Here is a 16,808-nt window from a genome sequence, read left to right on the forward strand (position 1 = left end):
CGGATCACCCGGCCACCAGCACACCCCGGCTACCAGCGCACCGGAAGGTTCCGCACCCCTCTCATCAGCGTGCCCGGCAGCCACTCGCCGTGCGGGCCGTCCAGGGCCAGGTCCGGGGCGCGCTCCAGGAGGGCGCGCAGGGCCGTGCGGCTCTCCAGGCGGGCCAGGGGTGCGCCCAGGCAGTAATGGATGCCGTGGCCGAAGGCGAGGTGGCCGCGGTGGTCGCGGCGGATGTCGAAGCGGTCGGGCTCCGGATAGCGGGCGCCGTCGCGGTCGGCGGCGGTGAGGCCGACCATCACAGGCTCGCCCCGCTCGATGACGGTGCCGGCGATCTCCAGGGGCTCGGCGGCGTACCGGTACGTCGCGTTCTCCACCGGGCCCTCCCAGCGCAGGATCTCCTCGACCGCGCCGTCCAGCAGGCTCATGTCGGCGCGCAGGGCGGCGAGTTGGGCAGGGTGGGTGAGCAGGGCGAGGACGCCGTTGCCGATCAGGTTGACGGTGGTCTCGTGGCCGGCGATCAGCAGGACGAAGGCCATGCCGCGCAGTTCCTCGACGGAGAGCCGGTCGCCGTCCTCGGCGGTGGTGCGGATCAGGTCGCTGAGCAGGTCGTCGCTCGGGCCCGCGGACCGCTTGTCCTCGATCAGCTCCCTCAGATACTCGGCGAGCTCGGCGAACGCGTCGTACTCGTTGCTCGGACGGGCGGAGCCGACCACCTCGTTGGAGAGCTTCCGGAACCGTGCGCGGTCCAGCTCGGGTACGCCGAGCAGTTCGCTGATCACCGTGATCGGCAGCGGGTAGGCGAGGGCGTCGATGAGGTCGGCGCGGCCGCGTGGGAGCATCCCGTCGAGCAGGCGGTCGGTGATCTCCTGGATCCGCGGCTCCAGCGCGGCCACCCGGCGGGCGGTGAACGCGCGCGTGATGAGACCGCGCAGCCGGGTGTGCTGGGGCGGGTCGGCGACCAGCAGGTACTTGCCGATCAGCTCCTCGTCGAGAAACTTGAAGCCGGCCTTCTCGGTGTCCTTGGCCAGTCTGGGGTCGGCGAGCGCCGCGCGGGCCTCCTCGTACCCGACGACCAGCCAGGTCTCGTGGTACGCGTCGGGCAGCGGCCACCGCACCCGGTGCACCGGGCCGCGCTCGCGCAGCCGGGCGTAGACCGTGTGCGGGTCCGTGCGCAGACCGTCGCCGTACTCGCCGAGGTCGGTCACCTGCATGCTGTACTCCCCCTTCAGGAGGTCCCCGAGGCCGTCCCGTACCGGGAGAACGTTCGGGGCGCCCGGCTGGTGCCCCTACTCCTCCAGCAGTCCCGCGTCGTATGCCAGCAGCGCGATCTGGACGCGGTTGTTCAGGCCGAGCTTGGCCAGGATGCGGGAGACGTGGGTCTTGACGGTGGCGACGCTCATGAACAGGCCGGTGGCGATCTCGGCGTTGGCGAGGCCCCGGCCGACCGCGACGGCGACCTCGCGTTCGCGGTCGTTGAGGGCGGCGAGCCGGTCACGCGCGCGTGCCTGCCGGGTGTCGGCCCGGGTGCCCGCCGCGTGCCGCATCAGCTGGCGGGTGACGGCGGGCGACAGGACGGGGTCACCGGCCGCGACCCGGCGCACCGCGTCCACGATCTCGGCGGGCGGGGTGTCCTTGAGGACGAACCCGGCGGCCCCCGCGCGCAGGGCGTGCAACACCTGTTCGTCGGCGTGGAAGGTGGTCAGGACGACGACCTGCGGGGCGTCCGCACGCGCGCGCAGCCGCTCGGTGGCGGTGAGCCCGTCCACGGACGGCATCCGGATGTCCATCAGGACGACGTCCGGGTGGGTGCGGTCGACGAGCGCCTCGACCTCGTCGCCGTCGGCGCCCTCCCCGACGATCTCGATGTCCCCGGCCCCGCCCATCATCAGGGACAGCCCTGCCCGCACCAGGGGGTCGTCGTCGACGAGCAGCAGTCTGATCGCGGTCATGGCTCCTACGTAATCACGCGGGTACGACATCACGTGGCCGTTCGGGCGCCGGGCACGGTGGCTCAGGCGGCGGCCCCCCAGGGCAGCCAGGCCCGCACCTCGAAGCCGCCGTCGCCGGTGGCCCGGTGCTCCAGCCGGCCGCCGGCCAGCGTCGCGCGTTCGGTCAGGCCGATCAGACCCTGGCCCGAGCCGGGGACGTGCGGGGCGTCGGCCGCCGGGGCGGGGTTGTGCACGGTGATGTCCAGGCCGTCGCCGGGTGCTCCGGTGACGCGCACGGTGACCTCGGCGCCGGGGGCGTGCTTGCGGGCGTTGGTGAGGCCCTCCTGGGCGATGCGGTAGGCGGTGCGGCCGACGGAGGCGGGGACGGCCGCCGGGTCGCCGACGTGGTTGTCGAGGGTGACCTTCATGCCGGCCTCGCGCGACTCGCCGACGAGCGCGTCGAGGGCGGCCAGCGTGGGCTGCGGCCGGCCCCCCGCCTCGTCGCCGTCCGCGGCACGCAGGACGCCGATGATCTCACGCAGGTCCTGGAGGGCCTCGTGGGCGCTCTCCCGGATCACCCCGGCCGCCCGGGCGATCTCCGCCCGGGGCGCGTCGGGACGGAACTCCAGGGCCCCGGCGTGCACGCTGAGCAGGGTCAGCCGGTGGGCGAGGACGTCGTGCATCTCCCGGGCGATGGCCTCCCGGGCCAGCCGCTGGGCCCGCTCGGCGCGCAGCCCGGCCTCGGTCTCGGCCCGCCGGGCCCGGTCGTGCAGGCTGACCATCAGTTGCCGCTTGGAGCGCACGAACATGCCGAGGCTGATGACCAGGAGGGTGAAGAGCACGACCAGGATGACGACGGCCAGGTAGGGCAGGTCGGGGTCGGGACGCAGCCAGTAGAAGAGCGGGACCAGCGCGAGGTTGGCGCCGGCGATCCAGGCGACGTACCGGAACGGGCGGTGCACGGCGAGCGTGAACAGGGCGACCATGGCGGCGCCGCCCGCGGTGTCGGAGGCGAAGCCGACCGGGACCATGGCGATGGCCAGGCCCGTCGGCCAGCGGCGGCGCAGCCAGACCGCGGCGCAGGCCAGACCGCCGATCAGCTGGTCGGAGACCGCGAGGCCGTGGGAGACGTTCGGGTCCTGCCGCATGGTGTTCGCGGCGGCCACGCCCAGCAGGACGGCGAGCAGGAAACAGCTGAAGTCGACGAGCCAGTCCCGCGCGGTGCGCCTGGGCCGCCGGCCGGCCGGGCCGGCGTCGGGATCGAGTTCATGGATCATGGCGGACGGGAAAAGCCACCGCCGCCGTTCGAACGTCCGTACCGAGATGTCACCGCTCACGGTCGACAAATCTACGCAGGGCCCGCCGGTGACACCTCCCCGAGAACGGGATCGTCGACCAAAGTCGGGCTCGTGTGGACTTTCGGCACGGCACGCGCGCGTGCGTGGCGACTTCCGGCGGCCACGGCTCGCCCCGCGGCCGATGGTATGGGGGGCGGCCGCGGGGCGAGAGTCGTGCTGTGAAACAGCTGCTGGAACTGCTCGGATTCGTCGCTCTGGTGCAGGGTGCGCTGGGCCTGTTGCACGAGTTCACCCACTGGCACGTGGGTCTCGTGCAACGGCTCGGCTTCCTCGACGGCTACGGCGTCTACGCGAGCGTCGCACTCATCGTGCTGGCGATCGCGCTGTTCGCCGTCGCGGAGAGCCGGAGGTCAGGCTGAACGCGGACCCGACCTCCGGCCGGGCGCGCCTTTCCCGGCGATCGGCCGGTGGACTCGGCCGGGAACTCAGCAGCCGAAGTCGACCAGGTCGAACGTCACGTAGTGGTCCGCCGTGTAGTAGTCCTCCTGGGTCTTCTTGCCGGTCACGATGCGACGTGCGCCGCGCGTGGAAGAACCGGGCGTCTTCACGGTGTACTCGTGGTAGTAGCCGCTCGCCTGGCTGGGCAGCACGCCCTCCTGGTTGCGGAAGACGACGCCGTCCTGCGAGTACGGGAACGGACCGCCCGACGCGATCAGGTCGAGGGTGTCGTACGCCTGTGACGGCAGGTCGCTGTAGCAGATGCTGCCGACCGAGGCGGCCGCGGCGTCCGCCGTGGTGGCGGTGACGGTACCGCCGACGAGGAGGGCGGACAGGACGACGCCGGCGGCGCCGGTGCGGGTGATTCGTGGGGGGAATCTCATGGCTTCATGATGACGCGCGTAGACAGTGGCATGTCAATGACAAGTCTGGAGAATTTTCCGGCAAGTCCCGTGAGTTTTCAGGGAGTTAACCTGGGGCCCGCGGCCTTCACGGGGCGGGCCCCGGCCGCGCGAGCAGGAGGGCGCCGACCGCCGACCCGGTCGAAGACCCCGGTGACGAACCCGCCGCATTCCGCGTCGCCGCACCCGGCGGGCGCCCGCACCTCATCGGCCGTGATCGTCCCTGCGGCGGCTCACCCCGCGTGCGTGGAGAACAGTCCGCCCGTCGGGCCCTGCTTGTCGCCGCCCTGGGCCTTCTTCAGGGCGTTGGCGAGGCTCTCGATGGTGAGGGACTGCAGGATCACCCGGCCGTTGCCCTCCAGGGTGGCCAGGGAGAGGCCCTCGCCGCCGAAGACGGCGTTCATGAGGCCCTGGCGGTTGAGGCCGCCGACGCGCTGGACGCCGTACTGGATGCCCTCCTCGAAGGCGACGACACAGCCCGTGTCGACCTCTATGCGGCCGCCGAAGTCGGCGGGGTTGAGGTCGATGAAGTTGCCGGCGCCGGCGATGATCACGGTGCCGTGGCCGGTGAACTTCTCCAGGACGAAGCCCTCGCCGCCGCTCATGCCGGTGCGGCCGCCCTGGAAGGCGATGCCGAACTCGACGGTGGACTCGGCCGCCACGAAGGCGTCCTTCTCGGCGAACCACGCGCGCGTGCCGTTGAGCTCCAGGGCGCGCATCTCGCCGGGCAGCACGCCCGCGAAGCCGACGGTGCCCTCACCGCCCTGCGCGCTGAAGTACTGGAAGGCCAGTGACTCGCCGGCGAGCATCCGCTGGCCGACCTGCATGGCGGTGCCCATGGCCTGGCGCAGCATGCCGCCCATGCCGCCGCCACCGCCCTGCTGCTGGCCCCCGCCGTTCGGGCCGCTGAGCCGGGTCTCCATGGTCACGTTCGTGGTCTTGAACAGGAACTTTCCGGCTTCGCAGTAGACGGTCTGGCCGGGGTGCAGGTTGACGACCGCCATCTGCATGGCGTTGCCGACGATTTCTTGCTGAAGGGTCACGGGGAAAGAACGTAGCCGACGCTTCGGCGGTTCCCGTCGCCCGCCCGTACCTGCGGAGGCCGGGCGGGCGGGCGAGGAGGCTTCAGGACAGTTCGCGGTGCCTTGTGGCCAGGGATGCCGCTCCTGCTTCCGTCGGCGTTCCGAACAGCCGCAGGCGGGAGATCCCGCCGTCCGGGAAGATGTCCACGCGCGCGTGCGTGCCCACGGCGGGGGAAGCCAGGACGAAGCGGTGGTTGGTGTCCGGCTGGAGGCGGGTGCGCGGGAGGATCTCCCGCCAGTCGCCGTCCTCGCCGTCCTCGCCGTCCCGCACCGACACCGACGCCCAGCCGGCGCTGTTGCCCTTCAGGTACGCCGTGTCGATCTCGATCGCCCGGATCTGGGACTGGGCCACCAGCCGGTAGCGGATCCAGTCGTTGCCCTGGTCGCGGCGCCGGCGCGTCTCCCAGCCGTCGTCCATCTTGCGGGAGCGGCCCGGCTGGATGGTGTTGGTGGCCGGTGAGTAGAAGAGGTCGGAGGCGTCCTCGACCTGACCGCCGTTCTCCAGGGCGAGCACGTCGAAGGTGCCGAGCGCGGCGAGCCACTCGGGGTCCGGGGCGACCTCGCCGTACACGCGCAGGCGGGCGATGCCGCCGTCGGGGTGCTGGTTGACGCGGAGGTGGGTGAAGCGCTGTTCGACGGAGACGGCGAAGCCGTTCGCCGCGTGGCCGCCCACCTGCGTGCGCGGGACGAGCGTCGTCCATTTCACGTCGTCGCCGAGAAGATCCTCGGGGGACGCCGAGCCCGGTGCCGACGTGCCCTCGACCGACACCGCCTGCGGGTAGTTGCCGCGGAAGTGGGCCGTGTCGACGACGATCCCGCGGACGACGCCGGGGGCGCCGAGGCGGACCAGCGCCCAGTCGTGATCCTCGGCCGTCGGCCAGGGGTGCCCGGCCGAGGCACCGCGTCGGCGGCGCGTCTCCCAGCCGTCCATGATCTTGCCCTTGTGCCCGAAGTGCTCGGGGTCGAACTCGGGCCGCCCGGGCACCAGCAGGTTCTCCCGCTGGGCGAAGAACTCGTCGTTGGCGGCGATGACCCCGGCGCCGAGCTGCCGGTCGGCGAGGTTGGCGTACTGGGTGAAGGGGAGGTCGGCGGTGCGGTAGTCGGCGTACGGGTCGCCGCCGGAGTAGGGGTTCGCGTCGCCGGTGAAGGTCGGGATCGCCGTCAAAGAAGGTCTTCCTCTCGGTGTCGGCCGCTGCGGGTGCGGAAGCGAGCGGTGGTCAGGGGGTGCGGGTCAGCAGGCGTCCCTTCGGGGCCGTGAACGCGCCGTCCGCGACGATGCGTTCGCCGCGCAGCCAGGTGGACCTCACGACGCCGTACAGGGTCTTGCCCGCGTAGGCGGTGACCTGGTTGCGGTGCTGGAGGCCCGCCGGGTCCACGGTGAAGGTCTCGTCGGGCGCGAGGACGGCGAAGTCGGCGTCCCGGCCCGGGGCGATGGCGCCCTTGCGGTCGTCGAGGCCGACGAGCGCGGCCGTGCGGGCCGACATCCAGCGGACCACGTCCTCAAGACCGTGGCCGCGCTCGCGAGCCGCCGTCCACACGGCGGGGAGGCTGAGCTGGAGGCCGGAGATGCCGCCCCAGGCGGTCGCGAAGTCGGCGGTCTTCAGGTCGGCGGTCGAGGGCGAGTGGTCGGTGACCACACAGTCGATGGTGCCGTCGGCCAGTGCCTGCCAGAGCAGGTCCTGGTTGGCCGACTCCCGGATGGGCGGGCAGCACTTGAACTCGCTGGCGCCGTCCGGGACTTCCTCGGCGGTGAGGGTGAGGTAGTGCGGGCAGGTCTCGACGGTGATCCGTACGCCGTCCCGCTTGGCCTCGGCGATCAGCGGCAGGGCGTCCGACGAGGACAGGTGCAGGACGTGCACGCGCGCGTGGAGGCGTTTCGCCTGCGCGATCAGCTGCGCGATCGCCGTGTCCTCCGCGTCGCGCGGACGCGAGGCCAGGAAGTCGGCGTACTTGGGGCCGCCGTGCTGCGGGGCGGCGGCCAGGTGGTGCGGGTCCTCGGCGTGCACGATCAGCAGGCCGCCGAAGGCGGTGATCTCCGCCAGGGACCGCGCGAGCCCCTCCTGGTCGAGATGCGGGAACTCGTCCACGCCGGACGGCGACAGGAACGCCTTGAAACCGAAGACCCCGGCGTCGTGCAGCGGCCGCAGGTCCTTGACGTTGTCGGGCAGTGCGCCGCCCCAGAAACCGACGTCCGTGTGCGCCTTGTCGGCGGCGACCGCCTGCTTGACCCTGAGGTTGTCGACGGTCGTGGTCGGCGGCAGGGAGTTGAGCGGCATGTCGACGAGGGTGGTGATGCCGCCGGCCGCCGCCGCGCGCGTGGCGGTCCAGAAGCCCTCCCACTCGGTGCGGCCCGGGTCGTTCACATGCACATGGGTGTCGACCAGGCCGGGCAGCAGCACGTCGTCGCCGAAGTCCTCCAGGCGGGCGCCCGCCGGGACGGGGGCGTCGTACGGCAGTACGGCAGTGATCGTCCCGGCGGACACGGCGACCGAAGCGGCCCGTGTCCCCTCCGGGGTGATGACGCGCGTCGAGCGCAGCACCAGTTCAGCGTCGGACACCCGGACCCCTCTCTCTGCCGCCGTTTTACTTCCGGGAAACGGGATTTACACCCATGTAACGGAATTCAACGTTCTGTTGAAGGAGTCTTCACTCCCGCCCCCGCGCCGTCAAGGGCACACTGCTTCTCGAGGCCGCACAGGCTCACACTCTGGACGTTTCCACAAAGTGGAATTAGAATTCCGCCAAGTAGAACGTAGCTACGCACAAGAAGGGCGTCAACCGGCCGCCGGGTAGGCTTCTGCTCTTCTGCCCGGTCCGAAAGGCAGCCCCGAAAGGAACGCGCCGTGCCGACGTCCAGCGCCAGCACCACCGACTCCGCCAAGTCCAACGGCGGCGGCGTCCAGTCCCTCGAGCGCGCCTTCGACCTGCTGGAGCGGATGGCGGACGCGGGCGGCGAGGTCGGCCTGAGCGAGCTGTCCGCGAGCAGCGGGCTGCCGTTGCCGACGATCCACCGGCTGATGCGCACGCTGGTCGCCTGCGGCTATGTACGCCAGCAGGCCAACCGGCGGTACGCGCTCGGGCCCCGGCTGATCCGGCTCGGCGAGTCGGCGTCCCGGCTGCTGGGCACCTGGGCACGGCCGTACCTCGCGCGGCTGGTCGAGGAGACCGGCGAGACGGCGAACATGGCGCTGCTCGACGGGGACGAGATCGTGTACGTGGCGCAGGTGCCGTCGAAGCACTCGATGCGGATGTTCACCGAGGTGGGCCGGCGGGTGCTGCCGCACTCCACGGGGGTGGGCAAGGCGCTGCTGGCGAGTGTGCCGGACGCCGAGGTGCGGGCGCTGCTGGCACGGACCGGCATGCCGGCGGCCACGGAGAGGACGATCACCACCCCGGAGGGGTTCCTGAGCGCCCTGGCGGAGGTACGGCAGCTCGGGTACGCCGTGGACGACAACGAGCAGGAGGTCGGGGTGCGGTGCCTCGCGGTGTCCGTGCCGGACTCGCCCACCGCGGCGGCGATCTCGATCTCCGGACCCGCGGGACGGGTCACCGAGGCGGCGACGGAGAAGATCGTGCCCGTGCTCCAGCAGGTGGCCGTCGAGTTGTCCGAGGCGCTGGCGAGTTCTGGGGCCTGAGAGGCTCAGCGCCTCGGCGTCTCCCCGAACAGGTCCACCGCCTGGCGTACGTCCGACAGACCCCGGGACAGTGCGCTCACCGAACCGATGGCTCCCGCGATCAGTAACAGGGAGCGGCGCAGCCGCGGGATCTCCGGCATGCCGCCGACGGCCATCGCCGCCAGGGCGGCCAGCTCGTCCTCGGCTATCGCGCGGTCCGTGAACTCGGCCGGATGCGCGGCCAGTTCGCGGCGCAGTCGGGAGACCGCCGTCCGTAGTTCCGTCACTCTCGGATCCTCGTCACTGCCGGTCACTGGTCTCTGTCCCAAGCTCCGCAACACAGCTCTCCCCCCCCTCGCCCGTCGCCCCTTGACGGTGGTCGGGCGGCTGGCGACGCGGGTCAGTAAACGCCTTCCCGTGCTCGACGCGCTACAGCGCGGACCGAAATTCAGCCCTGCGGAACCGGCCGTCCGACCCCACGTCGGGTATGCAGGACGCATGACGGACACGCATGACCAGATCGCCGGGCTGCTGCTCGCCGCCGGCGGTGGCAGACGGCTCGGCGGCCGGCCCAAGGCACTGCTCACGCATCGCGGGCGCCCCCTGGTGGAGCACGCGGTCGGCGTGTTGCGCGCGGGCGGCTGCGGGCCGGTGCACGTGGTGCTGGGGGCCCGTGCGGACGACGTGCGGGAGCGGGCCGAACTGGGCGGCTGCGTGATCGTGGAGAACCCGGACTGGGCCGAGGGCATGGGGTCCTCGCTGCGGGTGGGGCTGGCCTCGCTCGCCGGGACAGGGGTGCGGGCCGCCCTGGTGTCGCTGGTGGACCAGCCGGGGATCGGGGACAAGGCGGTGGCCCGGGTACTCGGCGGATACCGGGACGAGGACTCGCTGGTGGCGGCCGCCTACGACGGGGTGCGCGGCCATCCCGTGCTGTTCGGCTCCCGGCACTGGCCGGGGATCGCCGCGAGCGCGACCGGGGACCGGGGCGCCCGCGCCTATCTCAAGGCCCACGAGGCGGCCATCGCCCTGGTCGAGTGCGGGGACGTGGCCGAGCCGTTCGACATCGACACCGAAGCGGATCTGGGCCACCTTGAGTGAATGGGATGGCACTGAGCGCCACCTTGGCTCGACCCGGAGAATCTCGACATCAACAAACCATTGAACTTCCACAATGAGGAAACTAGTATCCACTGTTCAGAAGCGCCCGACCCCTGATCGGGTGTGCTTCGCTCTACCCGGAACGACTGGCACCCGGTGCCACCGCTGAAGGAAGTGACAGCTCATGTCCGCACCAGCGCCGTCTCCGCCGGCCATCGTCGACGCCGAGCCCCTGCCCCGGCAGGAGGAGGTCCTCACCGACGCGGCGCTCGCCTTCGTCGCCGAGCTGCACCGGCGGTTCTCGCCGCGCCGTGCCGAACTCCTCGCCCGCCGGGCCGAGCGCCGCGCCGAGATCGCCCGCACCTCCACGCTCGACTTCCTCCCGGAGACCGCCGCGATCCGCGCGGACGAATCCTGGCGGGTGGCCCCCTCCCCCGAGGCGCTCAACGACCGCCGGGTCGAGATCACCGGCCCCACCGACCGCAAGATGACCATCAACGCCCTCAACTCGGGCGCCCGGGTCTGGCTCGCGGACTTCGAGGACGCCTCCGCGCCGACCTGGGAGAACGTCGTCCTGGGCCAGCTGAACCTGATCGACGCCTACACCCGGAACATCGACTTCACGGACTCCGGCTCGGGCAAGTCGTACGCCCTGCGCCCGGACGAGGAGCTGGCGACGGTCGTGATGCGGCCGCGCGGCTGGCACCTGAACGAGCGGCACATCGAGGTCGACGGCGAGCAGGTGCCGGGCGCCTTCGTCGACTTCGGGCTCTACTTCTTCCACAACGCGCAGCGGCTGCTCGACCTCGGCAAGGGACCGTACTTCTACCTGCCGAAGACCGAGTCGCACCTCGAAGCCCGGCTGTGGAACGACGTGTTCGTCTTCGCCCAGGACCACGTCGGCATCCCGCAGGGCACGGTCCGCGCCACCGTGCTGATCGAGACGATCACGGCCGCGTACGAGATGGAGGAGATCCTCTACGAACTCCGCGACCACGCCTCCGGGTTGAACGCCGGCCGCTGGGACTACCTGTTCTCCATCGTCAAGAACTTCCGTGACGGCGGGCCCCGGTTCGTCCTGCCGGACCGCAACGCGGTGACGATGACCGCCCCGTTCATGCGGGCGTACACCGAACTCCTCGTCCGCACCTGCCACAAGCGCGGTGCGCACGCGATCGGCGGCATGGCGGCCTTCATCCCCTCCCGGCGGGACCCCGAGGTCAACAAGGTGGCCTTCGAAAAGGTCCGCGCCGACAAGGACCGGGAGGCGAACGACGGTTTCGACGGCTCCTGGGTCGCCCACCCCGACCTGGTCCCGATCGCCATGGAGTCCTTCGACCGGGTTCTCGGCGACAGGCCGAACCAGAAGGACCGGCTGCGCGAGGACGTCCACGTCGAGGCCGCCGACCTGATCGCGGTCGACTCGCTGGACGCCAGGCCGACCTACGCCGGTCTGGTCAACGCCGTCCAGGTGGGCATCCGTTACATCGAGGCCTGGCTGCGCGGTCTCGGCGCGGTGGCCATCTTCAACCTCATGGAGGACGCGGCCACCGCGGAGATCTCCCGCTCCCAGATCTGGCAGTGGATCAACGCGGGCGTCGAGTTCGAGAACGGCGAGAAGGCCACGCCGGAACTGGCCCGCAAGATCGCCGCCGAGGAACTCGACACCATCCGCAAGGAGACCGGCGAGCAGGCCTTCGCGGCCGGCCACTGGCAGCAGGCCCACGACCTGCTGCTCACCGTCGCCCTCGACGACGACTACGCGGACTTCCTGACGCTGCCCGCGTACCAGCAGCTGCGCGGCTGATCTTCAGAGGCTCACTTGTCCGAGTGGCCCAGGGACTTCCCCGGGGCCACTCGGTCGCGTACGGCCTGCTTCACGGCCGTGGGCTCGGGGAACCCCTGTTCCCTGCGGTCCCAGACCACCTCGTCGTTCACCCGGACGACGAAGATCCCGCCCTTGCCGGGCTTCAGGGCCAGTTCGGTCAGCTCGGCCTCGAAGGTGGTGAGCAGCTCCTGCGCCAGCCAGGCCGCGCGGGGCAGCCAGCGGCACTGGGTGCAGTATTCGATCTCGACGCGCTGGCTGTCACTCATCCGAGGTGCACCGACCAATCCTGTTGAGCCGCGGGCTTGCCGTGCAGGTCGGGAACCTGCTTCAGCCAGGCCGGGCGTCCCTGCTGTGATCTGGCCGCGCGGGCGGCCTCCTCGGCCGCGAGCTGGTCGCGGCCCGGGAAATCGGTGGGCAGCCACTGCGCGGAGGACCGGACCCGGGCCAGCAGATAGCCGACGTAGGCCTCACGCATCTCCGCGGGTGTGCCGAAGTCGGTGAGCCAGGCGTCGGGGACCTCGGCGAGGGTGTCCCTGAGCAGCTTCTCGGTGACCCTGGGCGCGAGTTCGGCGTCGGCGGCCCGGGTGTCGGGGCCGTACCGGCCGAGGGCGTGGTGGCGGAAGTCGTAGGCCTTCTCGGGTGCCGAGGTGTCCCAGCGGTGATGGAAGACGAGGGCCGCTCCGTGGTCGATGAGCCACAGGTGCGGGGGCGCGGTGCCGAACGTCGGCCAGACCATGAGGTTGGAGCTGTGCACCGTACGGTCGACGTTGACGGTGAGCGCGTCCAGCCAGACGATCCGGCCGGCCTCCAGCGGGTCCACCGGGAAGACCTCGGCGATCTCCGGGGTGAAGTCCTTCGCGCCGGGCAGGAAGTCCATCCCGAGGTTCACCCCGGCGCTGGCCGCGTGCAGCTCGCGCACTTCCTGGTGCGGCTCGTCCTCGGCGATCGCCGGGTCGAAGTGCACGAGCACCAGCTCGGGGAAGCGCAGTCCGAGCGCCCGCGCCAGTTCCCCCACGATCACCTCGGCGACGAGCGCCTTGCGGCCCTGCGCGGAGCCGGTGAACTTGACGACGTACGTCCCCAGGTCGTCGGCCTCGACGATCCCGGGTACGGAGCCACCAGAGCGCAGGGGAGCGACATACCGGTCAGCGGTAACCTCTCTCAGCATCTTCCAAGGCCCCATCGCTCGTCTGCCTTACCTTCCACGGATGGCTCCCCCGTGCCGCGATCCGGGCATGAAGTGAGCATAGTAACCAAGCGTGACAGCCGGGCGGCCCGACCCGTCGCGCCGGCATCGCCCCGGACTCCGCTGCTCTCGACGGCGGTTGCGTACGCCGACAGGGGCGGCCGGGTACCAGGTGCGCGGCGCCGCCGTCCGGACCGGAACCTACGCGTCGCGCTGGGCGACGATCATGGCCATGTCGTCGTGCAGCCGGCCGCCCGTGTACGCCCGGACGTCCGCGGCGAGCCGCTCGACCAGCGGACCGGGCGCCTTGTCCGCCCAGGCCGTGGCGCGCTCGGCGAGCGGATAGAAGTCGCCGTCGGCGTTACGGGCCTCGCTGACGCCGTCGGTGTACAGGACCAGCCTGTCACCGTGCTCGAACGGGAAGGTCGCCGTCACATAGCGGGCGCCGGCACCGTCCGTGCCGTGCGGGTCGGCGGGCCACACGCCGAGGCCGAGCGGGGGCGACGGTTCGGGAACCGTCAGCGGCAGCGCCGTCCTGGCGCAACCGCGCAGCAGGAAGGGTGGCGGGTGCCCACAGCTGATCAGATGCACCACCGGCTCGTCGTCCGGGATGTCCAGGACGGCGGCGGTCACGAAGCGCTCGGCGGCGTCCTCGTTCGGCTCCGAGAACTCCGCGAGCCCCCACTGGACGGCGTCCTCGATGTAGGCGACCAGCTCCGGCAGCGGGATCCGGCGGTGGGCGGCGGCCCGGAAGGCACCCAGCACGATCGCCGTGTCACTGATGGAGGGGAGCCCCTTGCCCCGCACGTCTCCGATGAGCAGCCGCGTGGAGCCGGGGATCCGGGCGGCCGCATACAGGTCGCCCCCGATGGTCGCGTCCGCCTCGGCGCTGCGGTACCGCGAGGCGAGAGTGACCGGACCGGCCCGCTGCGGCAGCGGCCGCAGCACGACGCCCTGTGCCGCGTCGGACACCGAGCGCACCCGGACGAGTTCGCGGTCGCGCCGGTCCCGCAGCCGGGTGAAGAGGACGAAGAAGGTACAGACGGCGAGCAGGGCGGCCAGTTCGACGAGAACGTTCTCGGTGGTCAGTGACCGCCGTTCCACGCCGGCGTAGACCAGCGCGAGGACCGCCAGTGCCCCGATCAGCGCGGTGGCCCGCGGCCCGGCGCCGACCGCGGTGACCGCGACGGCGACGACGAGGAGATGGGCGAGATGGATGTCCGGCGGCAGGAACCCGTCGGCCACCGGGATCGCGACGATCAGCAGGAGGGGCCCGACCAGCCACAGAGGGCGCGTCGAACGACGCCATGCTCGCAGGGTCTCGACCACAGATGCAGTGATCATCGCAGCGCTCACGTCGTGCTCCGGTGCTCGTCGTCCTGCTTCCGGAACACATGCCGACATGTCCCCCATTCCCGGTGTGGCCTCCTGTGACCGTCCGGCCGCGTTCAGCGCCGCCGTGGAGGGCCTCGGATCCCGGCCTCCGGCCCGTTCCCGGCTCCGGACTCACTCGCCGGGAAACCGGTCGCCGAACATCGGCCACCCGCCCGCGGATTCCGGTCGGGCCGCCTCGTCCTCCCAGACGTCCCAGTGCTCGGCGAGCTTGCCGTCCTCGACACGGACCACGTCGGCGACCACCGAGGCGGCGGGAGCGCCGCCGCCGGCATAGCGGCCGTACAGCATGACGTGGTCACCTTCGGCGATCACGAACTGGTTCTCGTAGCGAAGGGTGTCGGGGAGACCTCGGACAAGGCCGAAAAGACCCTCACGGCCCGGCGGAATATGCTTGCTGTGCTGAATGTACTTTTCGGACCAGAACTCTTCGGCCGCCAGGTAGTCGCGCTTTCCGAACAGGGTGTCGAAAGCATTCAGTACCAGCTCTTTGTTCTGTGCAGGCGTTGTCATGCGAGTCTCCGGTGATCGAATGTGATTCCCGTGGCCTCGCCCCCGCGAAAGGCCTTCGCAGTCAGTTGGACAGAAGGTCACCCGGTTCGCCGTTGTGCTTCACATGGCCAGTATGGCTCCCGCGGCGCGGTGCGGGCGCGGTGAAGGTGGACCAGTCGGACCTAGGTTCAGGAAGACTTGCACGAAGGGGCCGCACGGTCGTACCGAATGCAGAACTACGGTCGTACCGAACGCAATACTGGCGGCCAGGGAATGCAACTCTCCCGCGGCAGGAACGGGAATTCACTTCCCGGAGGAGCCCTCTCCCATTGTCCCCTAATGGACCGGGACGAAGGCGCCCCTGTTCGGCCGCGCACTGGCCCTCAGCGGCAGGACCCCGTGCGTACAGCGGCGGGTCCGACGGGCCGCCCCGCCGGCCGCCACGGCTTCAGGCCAAGGGGTTCGGCAGCGGCAGGTAGCGTGCGTCGGCGCCGTCCGCTCCCGTCCAGCGCAGCAGCAGGTTGGTCTTGCCCGGCAGGGTCGGCGCGGCCAGCAGTCCGGCCACCTCGGGGAGCCGATGCCGTGCCAGCTCCCGGCGGGCCGCGGGCCAGGGATCGAACCCGGGGTGGCGCTCGGCGAGCACGACGGCGACCTCGATCAGATGGTTGACGACCAGGCAGTACACCAGCCGCTCCCACCCGGCGGCCCGCTCCACGTCGCCCAGCAGCTTGACGCCCTCGGCGTCCCGGTACAGCGCCTGCACCGGTGTACCGTCCGGGTCGACGGCGACCAGGGTGTTCTGCAGATGCGCCTCGATGACGACCCCGTGGTCGGCGAAGGCCATGAGCGCCGGGGGTACGACCGCGCGCAGGTACGCCTGCCACCAGGCACCCGGATCCGCCGCCGTGGCCAGGGGGCTGCCCTCGAAGCCCTCCACCAGGCCGGCGGCGAGCAGCGGGGTCGCTCCGGGCAGCAGCGCCCCGCGCAGCCCGTCCCGGACGACGACCGCGAGTTCCTCGAAGGCGAAGCGGGCGGTGCGGTATCCACGGTCGCCGAGCCAGGCCGCGGGCCCGTCCATCGCGGCGAAGGCGGCGGTCGCGGCCGTGTCCGTGCGGCGCAGTTTCCGCAGGTCGTGCGCCCACAGCCGGCGGATGTCGTTGGTGATCCGGACGTCCAGGCTGAACTTCAGGAAGAGATCGCGCTCCGGCTCGTGGACCGTGCGGATCGCGGCCGTCGGCCAGACCGCGAAGTCGGTCTCCCGCAGTCGTACCAGACGTCCGTCGGCGAAGGCCGGGGCCAGGTCACGGGCGACCAGGTCGAGCTGCCAGGGGTGGGCCGGCAGCAGCCGGTAGCCCGGCGGTACGGCGGCCAGCGCGTCCAGCGCCGACATGTCGCCCTCCTCGGCCACCTGGTCCTCGCGCACCCCGAGCAGCACCAGCGGGAACCGGGCGTGCGCCTCGGGCGCGTACGGCAACCAGGCGGTGACCGGGCCGCCGCCGCGCGCCTTCGGGGCAGGGTGGTAGGGATGGCCGGTGATGAGGGACTGTTCCGAGCGCAGATACGGGTCGTCGGGTGCCGTCGCCCGGGCGCGTGCCGTGAGCAGCGCGGCGACCACGTCCCGGCTGTCGATCATCTCGGCCGGCAGGTCACCGTTGGACAGGCCGGTGTGCGCGCGCAGTTCCTCGGCGACGAGTTTCACCAGCTCGGTGTGGCCGATGCGGTGCCAGCGGCCGGCCGCGTACACCTCGGGCGTGGCCGGCCTGCGCGCACCGCGCACCCGCAGCAGCCGTCCGCCGCCGGGCAGCCGGTAGACCAGCGGTTTCCCTTCCCCGGTGCCCGGGAGCGGCTCGGCCAGCTCCCGCAGCAGACAGTTGAGCAGGGGCGCGGCAGCGTACGCGTCGGCGCGCTCGCCGATGCCGTCGCCGGGGGGCATGAGATCCACGCGTTCCATTCGTTCTCTACGTCCACACGGTCCGATCACGATCAGTATG

The 16,808-nt window shown here is 71.5% G+C and carries 17 protein-coding genes; 4 read left to right on the forward strand and 13 right to left on the reverse strand.

From position 1 onward, the window contains the following. Nucleotides 1–29: 29 nt before the first annotated feature. The 3 genes from ACWDGI_RS35745 to ACWDGI_RS35755 form a co-directional block, all read right to left on the reverse strand. On the reverse strand, nt 30–1,211 hold the full coding sequence (locus ACWDGI_RS35745) for a cytochrome P450 family protein (protein ID WP_450766311.1): 1,182 nt from the start codon (nt 1,209–1,211) through the stop codon (nt 30–32). Between the two features lie 75 nt (nt 1,212–1,286). Next, complete coding sequence (locus ACWDGI_RS35750; protein ID WP_450766313.1) at nt 1,287–1,949, reverse strand: response regulator; 663 nt, start codon at nt 1,947–1,949, stop codon at nt 1,287–1,289. A gap of 62 nt (nt 1,950–2,011) precedes the next feature. Beyond that, nucleotides 2,012–3,274, reverse strand: coding sequence for a sensor histidine kinase (locus tag ACWDGI_RS35755; RefSeq protein WP_450766315.1), 1,263 nt, complete (start codon nt 3,272–3,274; stop codon nt 2,012–2,014). Nucleotides 3,275–3,444: 170 nt separating this feature from the next. Here ACWDGI_RS35755 and ACWDGI_RS35760 point away from each other — a divergent pair, with 170 nt between their 5' ends. Next, the gene (locus tag ACWDGI_RS35760) at nt 3,445–3,645 is read left to right on the forward strand and encodes a hypothetical protein (protein WP_450766317.1); all 201 of its coding nucleotides are present in this window, start codon (nt 3,445–3,447) and stop codon (nt 3,643–3,645) included. Nucleotides 3,646–3,711: 66 nt separating this feature from the next. Here ACWDGI_RS35760 and ACWDGI_RS35765 read toward each other — a convergent pair whose 3' ends face one another. From ACWDGI_RS35765 to allB, 4 genes are all read right to left on the reverse strand, one after another. Further along, the gene (locus ACWDGI_RS35765) at nt 3,712–4,107 is read right to left on the reverse strand and encodes a ribonuclease (RefSeq protein WP_450766319.1); all 396 of its coding nucleotides are present in this window, start codon (nt 4,105–4,107) and stop codon (nt 3,712–3,714) included. 251 nt (nt 4,108–4,358) lie between these two features. Then, the gene (locus ACWDGI_RS35770) at nt 4,359–5,168 is read right to left on the reverse strand and encodes an AIM24 family protein (protein WP_450766321.1); all 810 of its coding nucleotides are present in this window, start codon (nt 5,166–5,168) and stop codon (nt 4,359–4,361) included. Nucleotides 5,169–5,250: 82 nt separating this feature from the next. After that, nucleotides 5,251–6,372 (reverse strand): allantoicase, encoded by a 1,122-nt coding sequence (alc, locus tag ACWDGI_RS35775; RefSeq protein WP_450766323.1) that lies wholly within the window; start codon nt 6,370–6,372, stop codon nt 5,251–5,253. Between the two features lie 52 nt (nt 6,373–6,424). Further along, on the reverse strand, nt 6,425–7,765 hold the full coding sequence (allB, locus tag ACWDGI_RS35780; RefSeq protein ID WP_450766325.1) for an allantoinase AllB: 1,341 nt from the start codon (nt 7,763–7,765) through the stop codon (nt 6,425–6,427). A 285-nt stretch (nt 7,766–8,050) separates the two neighbouring features. Here allB and ACWDGI_RS35785 point away from each other — a divergent pair, with 285 nt between their 5' ends. Next, entirely contained in the window at nt 8,051–8,842 is a 792-nt protein-coding gene (locus ACWDGI_RS35785) for an IclR family transcriptional regulator (protein WP_450766327.1), read from the forward strand. A gap of 5 nt (nt 8,843–8,847) precedes the next feature. Here the strand turns inward: ACWDGI_RS35785 and ACWDGI_RS35790 are convergent, their stop codons facing one another. Beyond that, nucleotides 8,848–9,162, reverse strand: coding sequence for a DUF5955 family protein (locus ACWDGI_RS35790; protein ID WP_450766329.1), 315 nt, complete (start codon nt 9,160–9,162; stop codon nt 8,848–8,850). 157 nt (nt 9,163–9,319) lie between these two features. Between ACWDGI_RS35790 and ACWDGI_RS35795 the strand changes: the two genes are divergently transcribed. Both ACWDGI_RS35795 and aceB read left to right on the forward strand, forming a co-directional pair. Continuing rightward, entirely contained in the window at nt 9,320–9,919 is a 600-nt protein-coding gene (locus ACWDGI_RS35795) for a nucleotidyltransferase family protein (protein ID WP_450766331.1), read from the forward strand. Between the two features lie 184 nt (nt 9,920–10,103). Then, nucleotides 10,104–11,726, forward strand: coding sequence for a malate synthase A (aceB, locus tag ACWDGI_RS35800; protein ID WP_450766333.1), 1,623 nt, complete (start codon nt 10,104–10,106; stop codon nt 11,724–11,726). 11 nt (nt 11,727–11,737) lie between these two features. Here the strand turns inward: aceB and ACWDGI_RS35805 are convergent, their stop codons facing one another. The 5 genes from ACWDGI_RS35805 to ACWDGI_RS35825 all read right to left on the reverse strand — a co-directional run bounded on the left by ACWDGI_RS35805 (nt 11,738) and on the right by ACWDGI_RS35825 (nt 16,768). Next, nucleotides 11,738–12,013 carry a SelT/SelW/SelH family protein gene (locus ACWDGI_RS35805; protein WP_360475128.1) on the reverse strand — a complete coding sequence of 92 codons (276 nt, stop codon included), beginning with the start codon at nt 12,011–12,013 and terminating at the stop codon, nt 11,738–11,740. Then, nucleotides 12,010–12,915, reverse strand: coding sequence for a HipA family kinase (locus ACWDGI_RS35810; protein ID WP_450766335.1), 906 nt, complete (start codon nt 12,913–12,915; stop codon nt 12,010–12,012). Before ACWDGI_RS35810 ends, ACWDGI_RS35805 begins: the two co-directional genes overlap by 4 nt. 219 nt (nt 12,916–13,134) lie before the next feature. Beyond that, a complete protein-coding gene (locus tag ACWDGI_RS35815; protein WP_450766337.1) occupies nt 13,135–14,277 on the reverse strand; it encodes a PP2C family protein-serine/threonine phosphatase in 1,143 nt (380 codons plus the stop codon). Between the two features lie 162 nt (nt 14,278–14,439). After that, nucleotides 14,440–14,838 (reverse strand): nuclear transport factor 2 family protein, encoded by a 399-nt coding sequence (locus ACWDGI_RS35820; RefSeq protein WP_450766339.1) that lies wholly within the window; start codon nt 14,836–14,838, stop codon nt 14,440–14,442. A gap of 427 nt (nt 14,839–15,265) precedes the next feature. After that, nucleotides 15,266–16,768: an IucA/IucC family protein gene (locus tag ACWDGI_RS35825; RefSeq protein WP_450766341.1), complete on the reverse strand. Its 1,503-nt coding sequence runs from the start codon at nt 16,766–16,768 to the stop codon at nt 15,266–15,268. Nucleotides 16,769–16,808: the final 40 nt, after the last annotated feature.

This window comes from Streptomyces sp. NPDC001220 (assembly GCF_053597895.1).

What these genes read in the sequence shown, in the direction of transcription:
- ACWDGI_RS35745 (WP_450766311.1), bottom strand. Translation starts at nt 1,211, where the DNA reads ATGCAGGTGACCGACCTCGGCGAGTACGGCGACGGTCTGCGCACGGAC.
- ACWDGI_RS35750 (WP_450766313.1), bottom strand. Translation starts at nt 1,949, where the DNA reads ATGACCGCGATCAGACTGCTGCTCGTCGACGACGACCCCCTGGTGCGG.
- ACWDGI_RS35765 (WP_450766319.1), bottom strand. Translation starts at nt 4,107, where the DNA reads ATGAGATTCCCCCCACGAATCACCCGCACCGGCGCCGCCGGCGTCGTC.
- ACWDGI_RS35795 (WP_450766331.1), top strand. Translation starts at nt 9,320, where the DNA reads ATGACGGACACGCATGACCAGATCGCCGGGCTGCTGCTCGCCGCCGGC.
- aceB (WP_450766333.1), top strand. Translation starts at nt 10,104, where the DNA reads ATGTCCGCACCAGCGCCGTCTCCGCCGGCCATCGTCGACGCCGAGCCC.
- ACWDGI_RS35805 (WP_360475128.1), bottom strand. Translation starts at nt 12,013, where the DNA reads ATGAGTGACAGCCAGCGCGTCGAGATCGAATACTGCACCCAGTGCCGC.
- ACWDGI_RS35810 (WP_450766335.1), bottom strand. Translation starts at nt 12,915, where the DNA reads ATGCTGAGAGAGGTTACCGCTGACCGGTATGTCGCTCCCCTGCGCTCT.
- ACWDGI_RS35815 (WP_450766337.1), bottom strand. Translation starts at nt 14,277, where the DNA reads ATGATCACTGCATCTGTGGTCGAGACCCTGCGAGCATGGCGTCGTTCG.
- ACWDGI_RS35820 (WP_450766339.1), bottom strand. Translation starts at nt 14,838, where the DNA reads ATGACAACGCCTGCACAGAACAAAGAGCTGGTACTGAATGCTTTCGAC.
- ACWDGI_RS35825 (WP_450766341.1), bottom strand. Translation starts at nt 16,768, where the DNA reads ATGGAACGCGTGGATCTCATGCCCCCCGGCGACGGCATCGGCGAGCGC.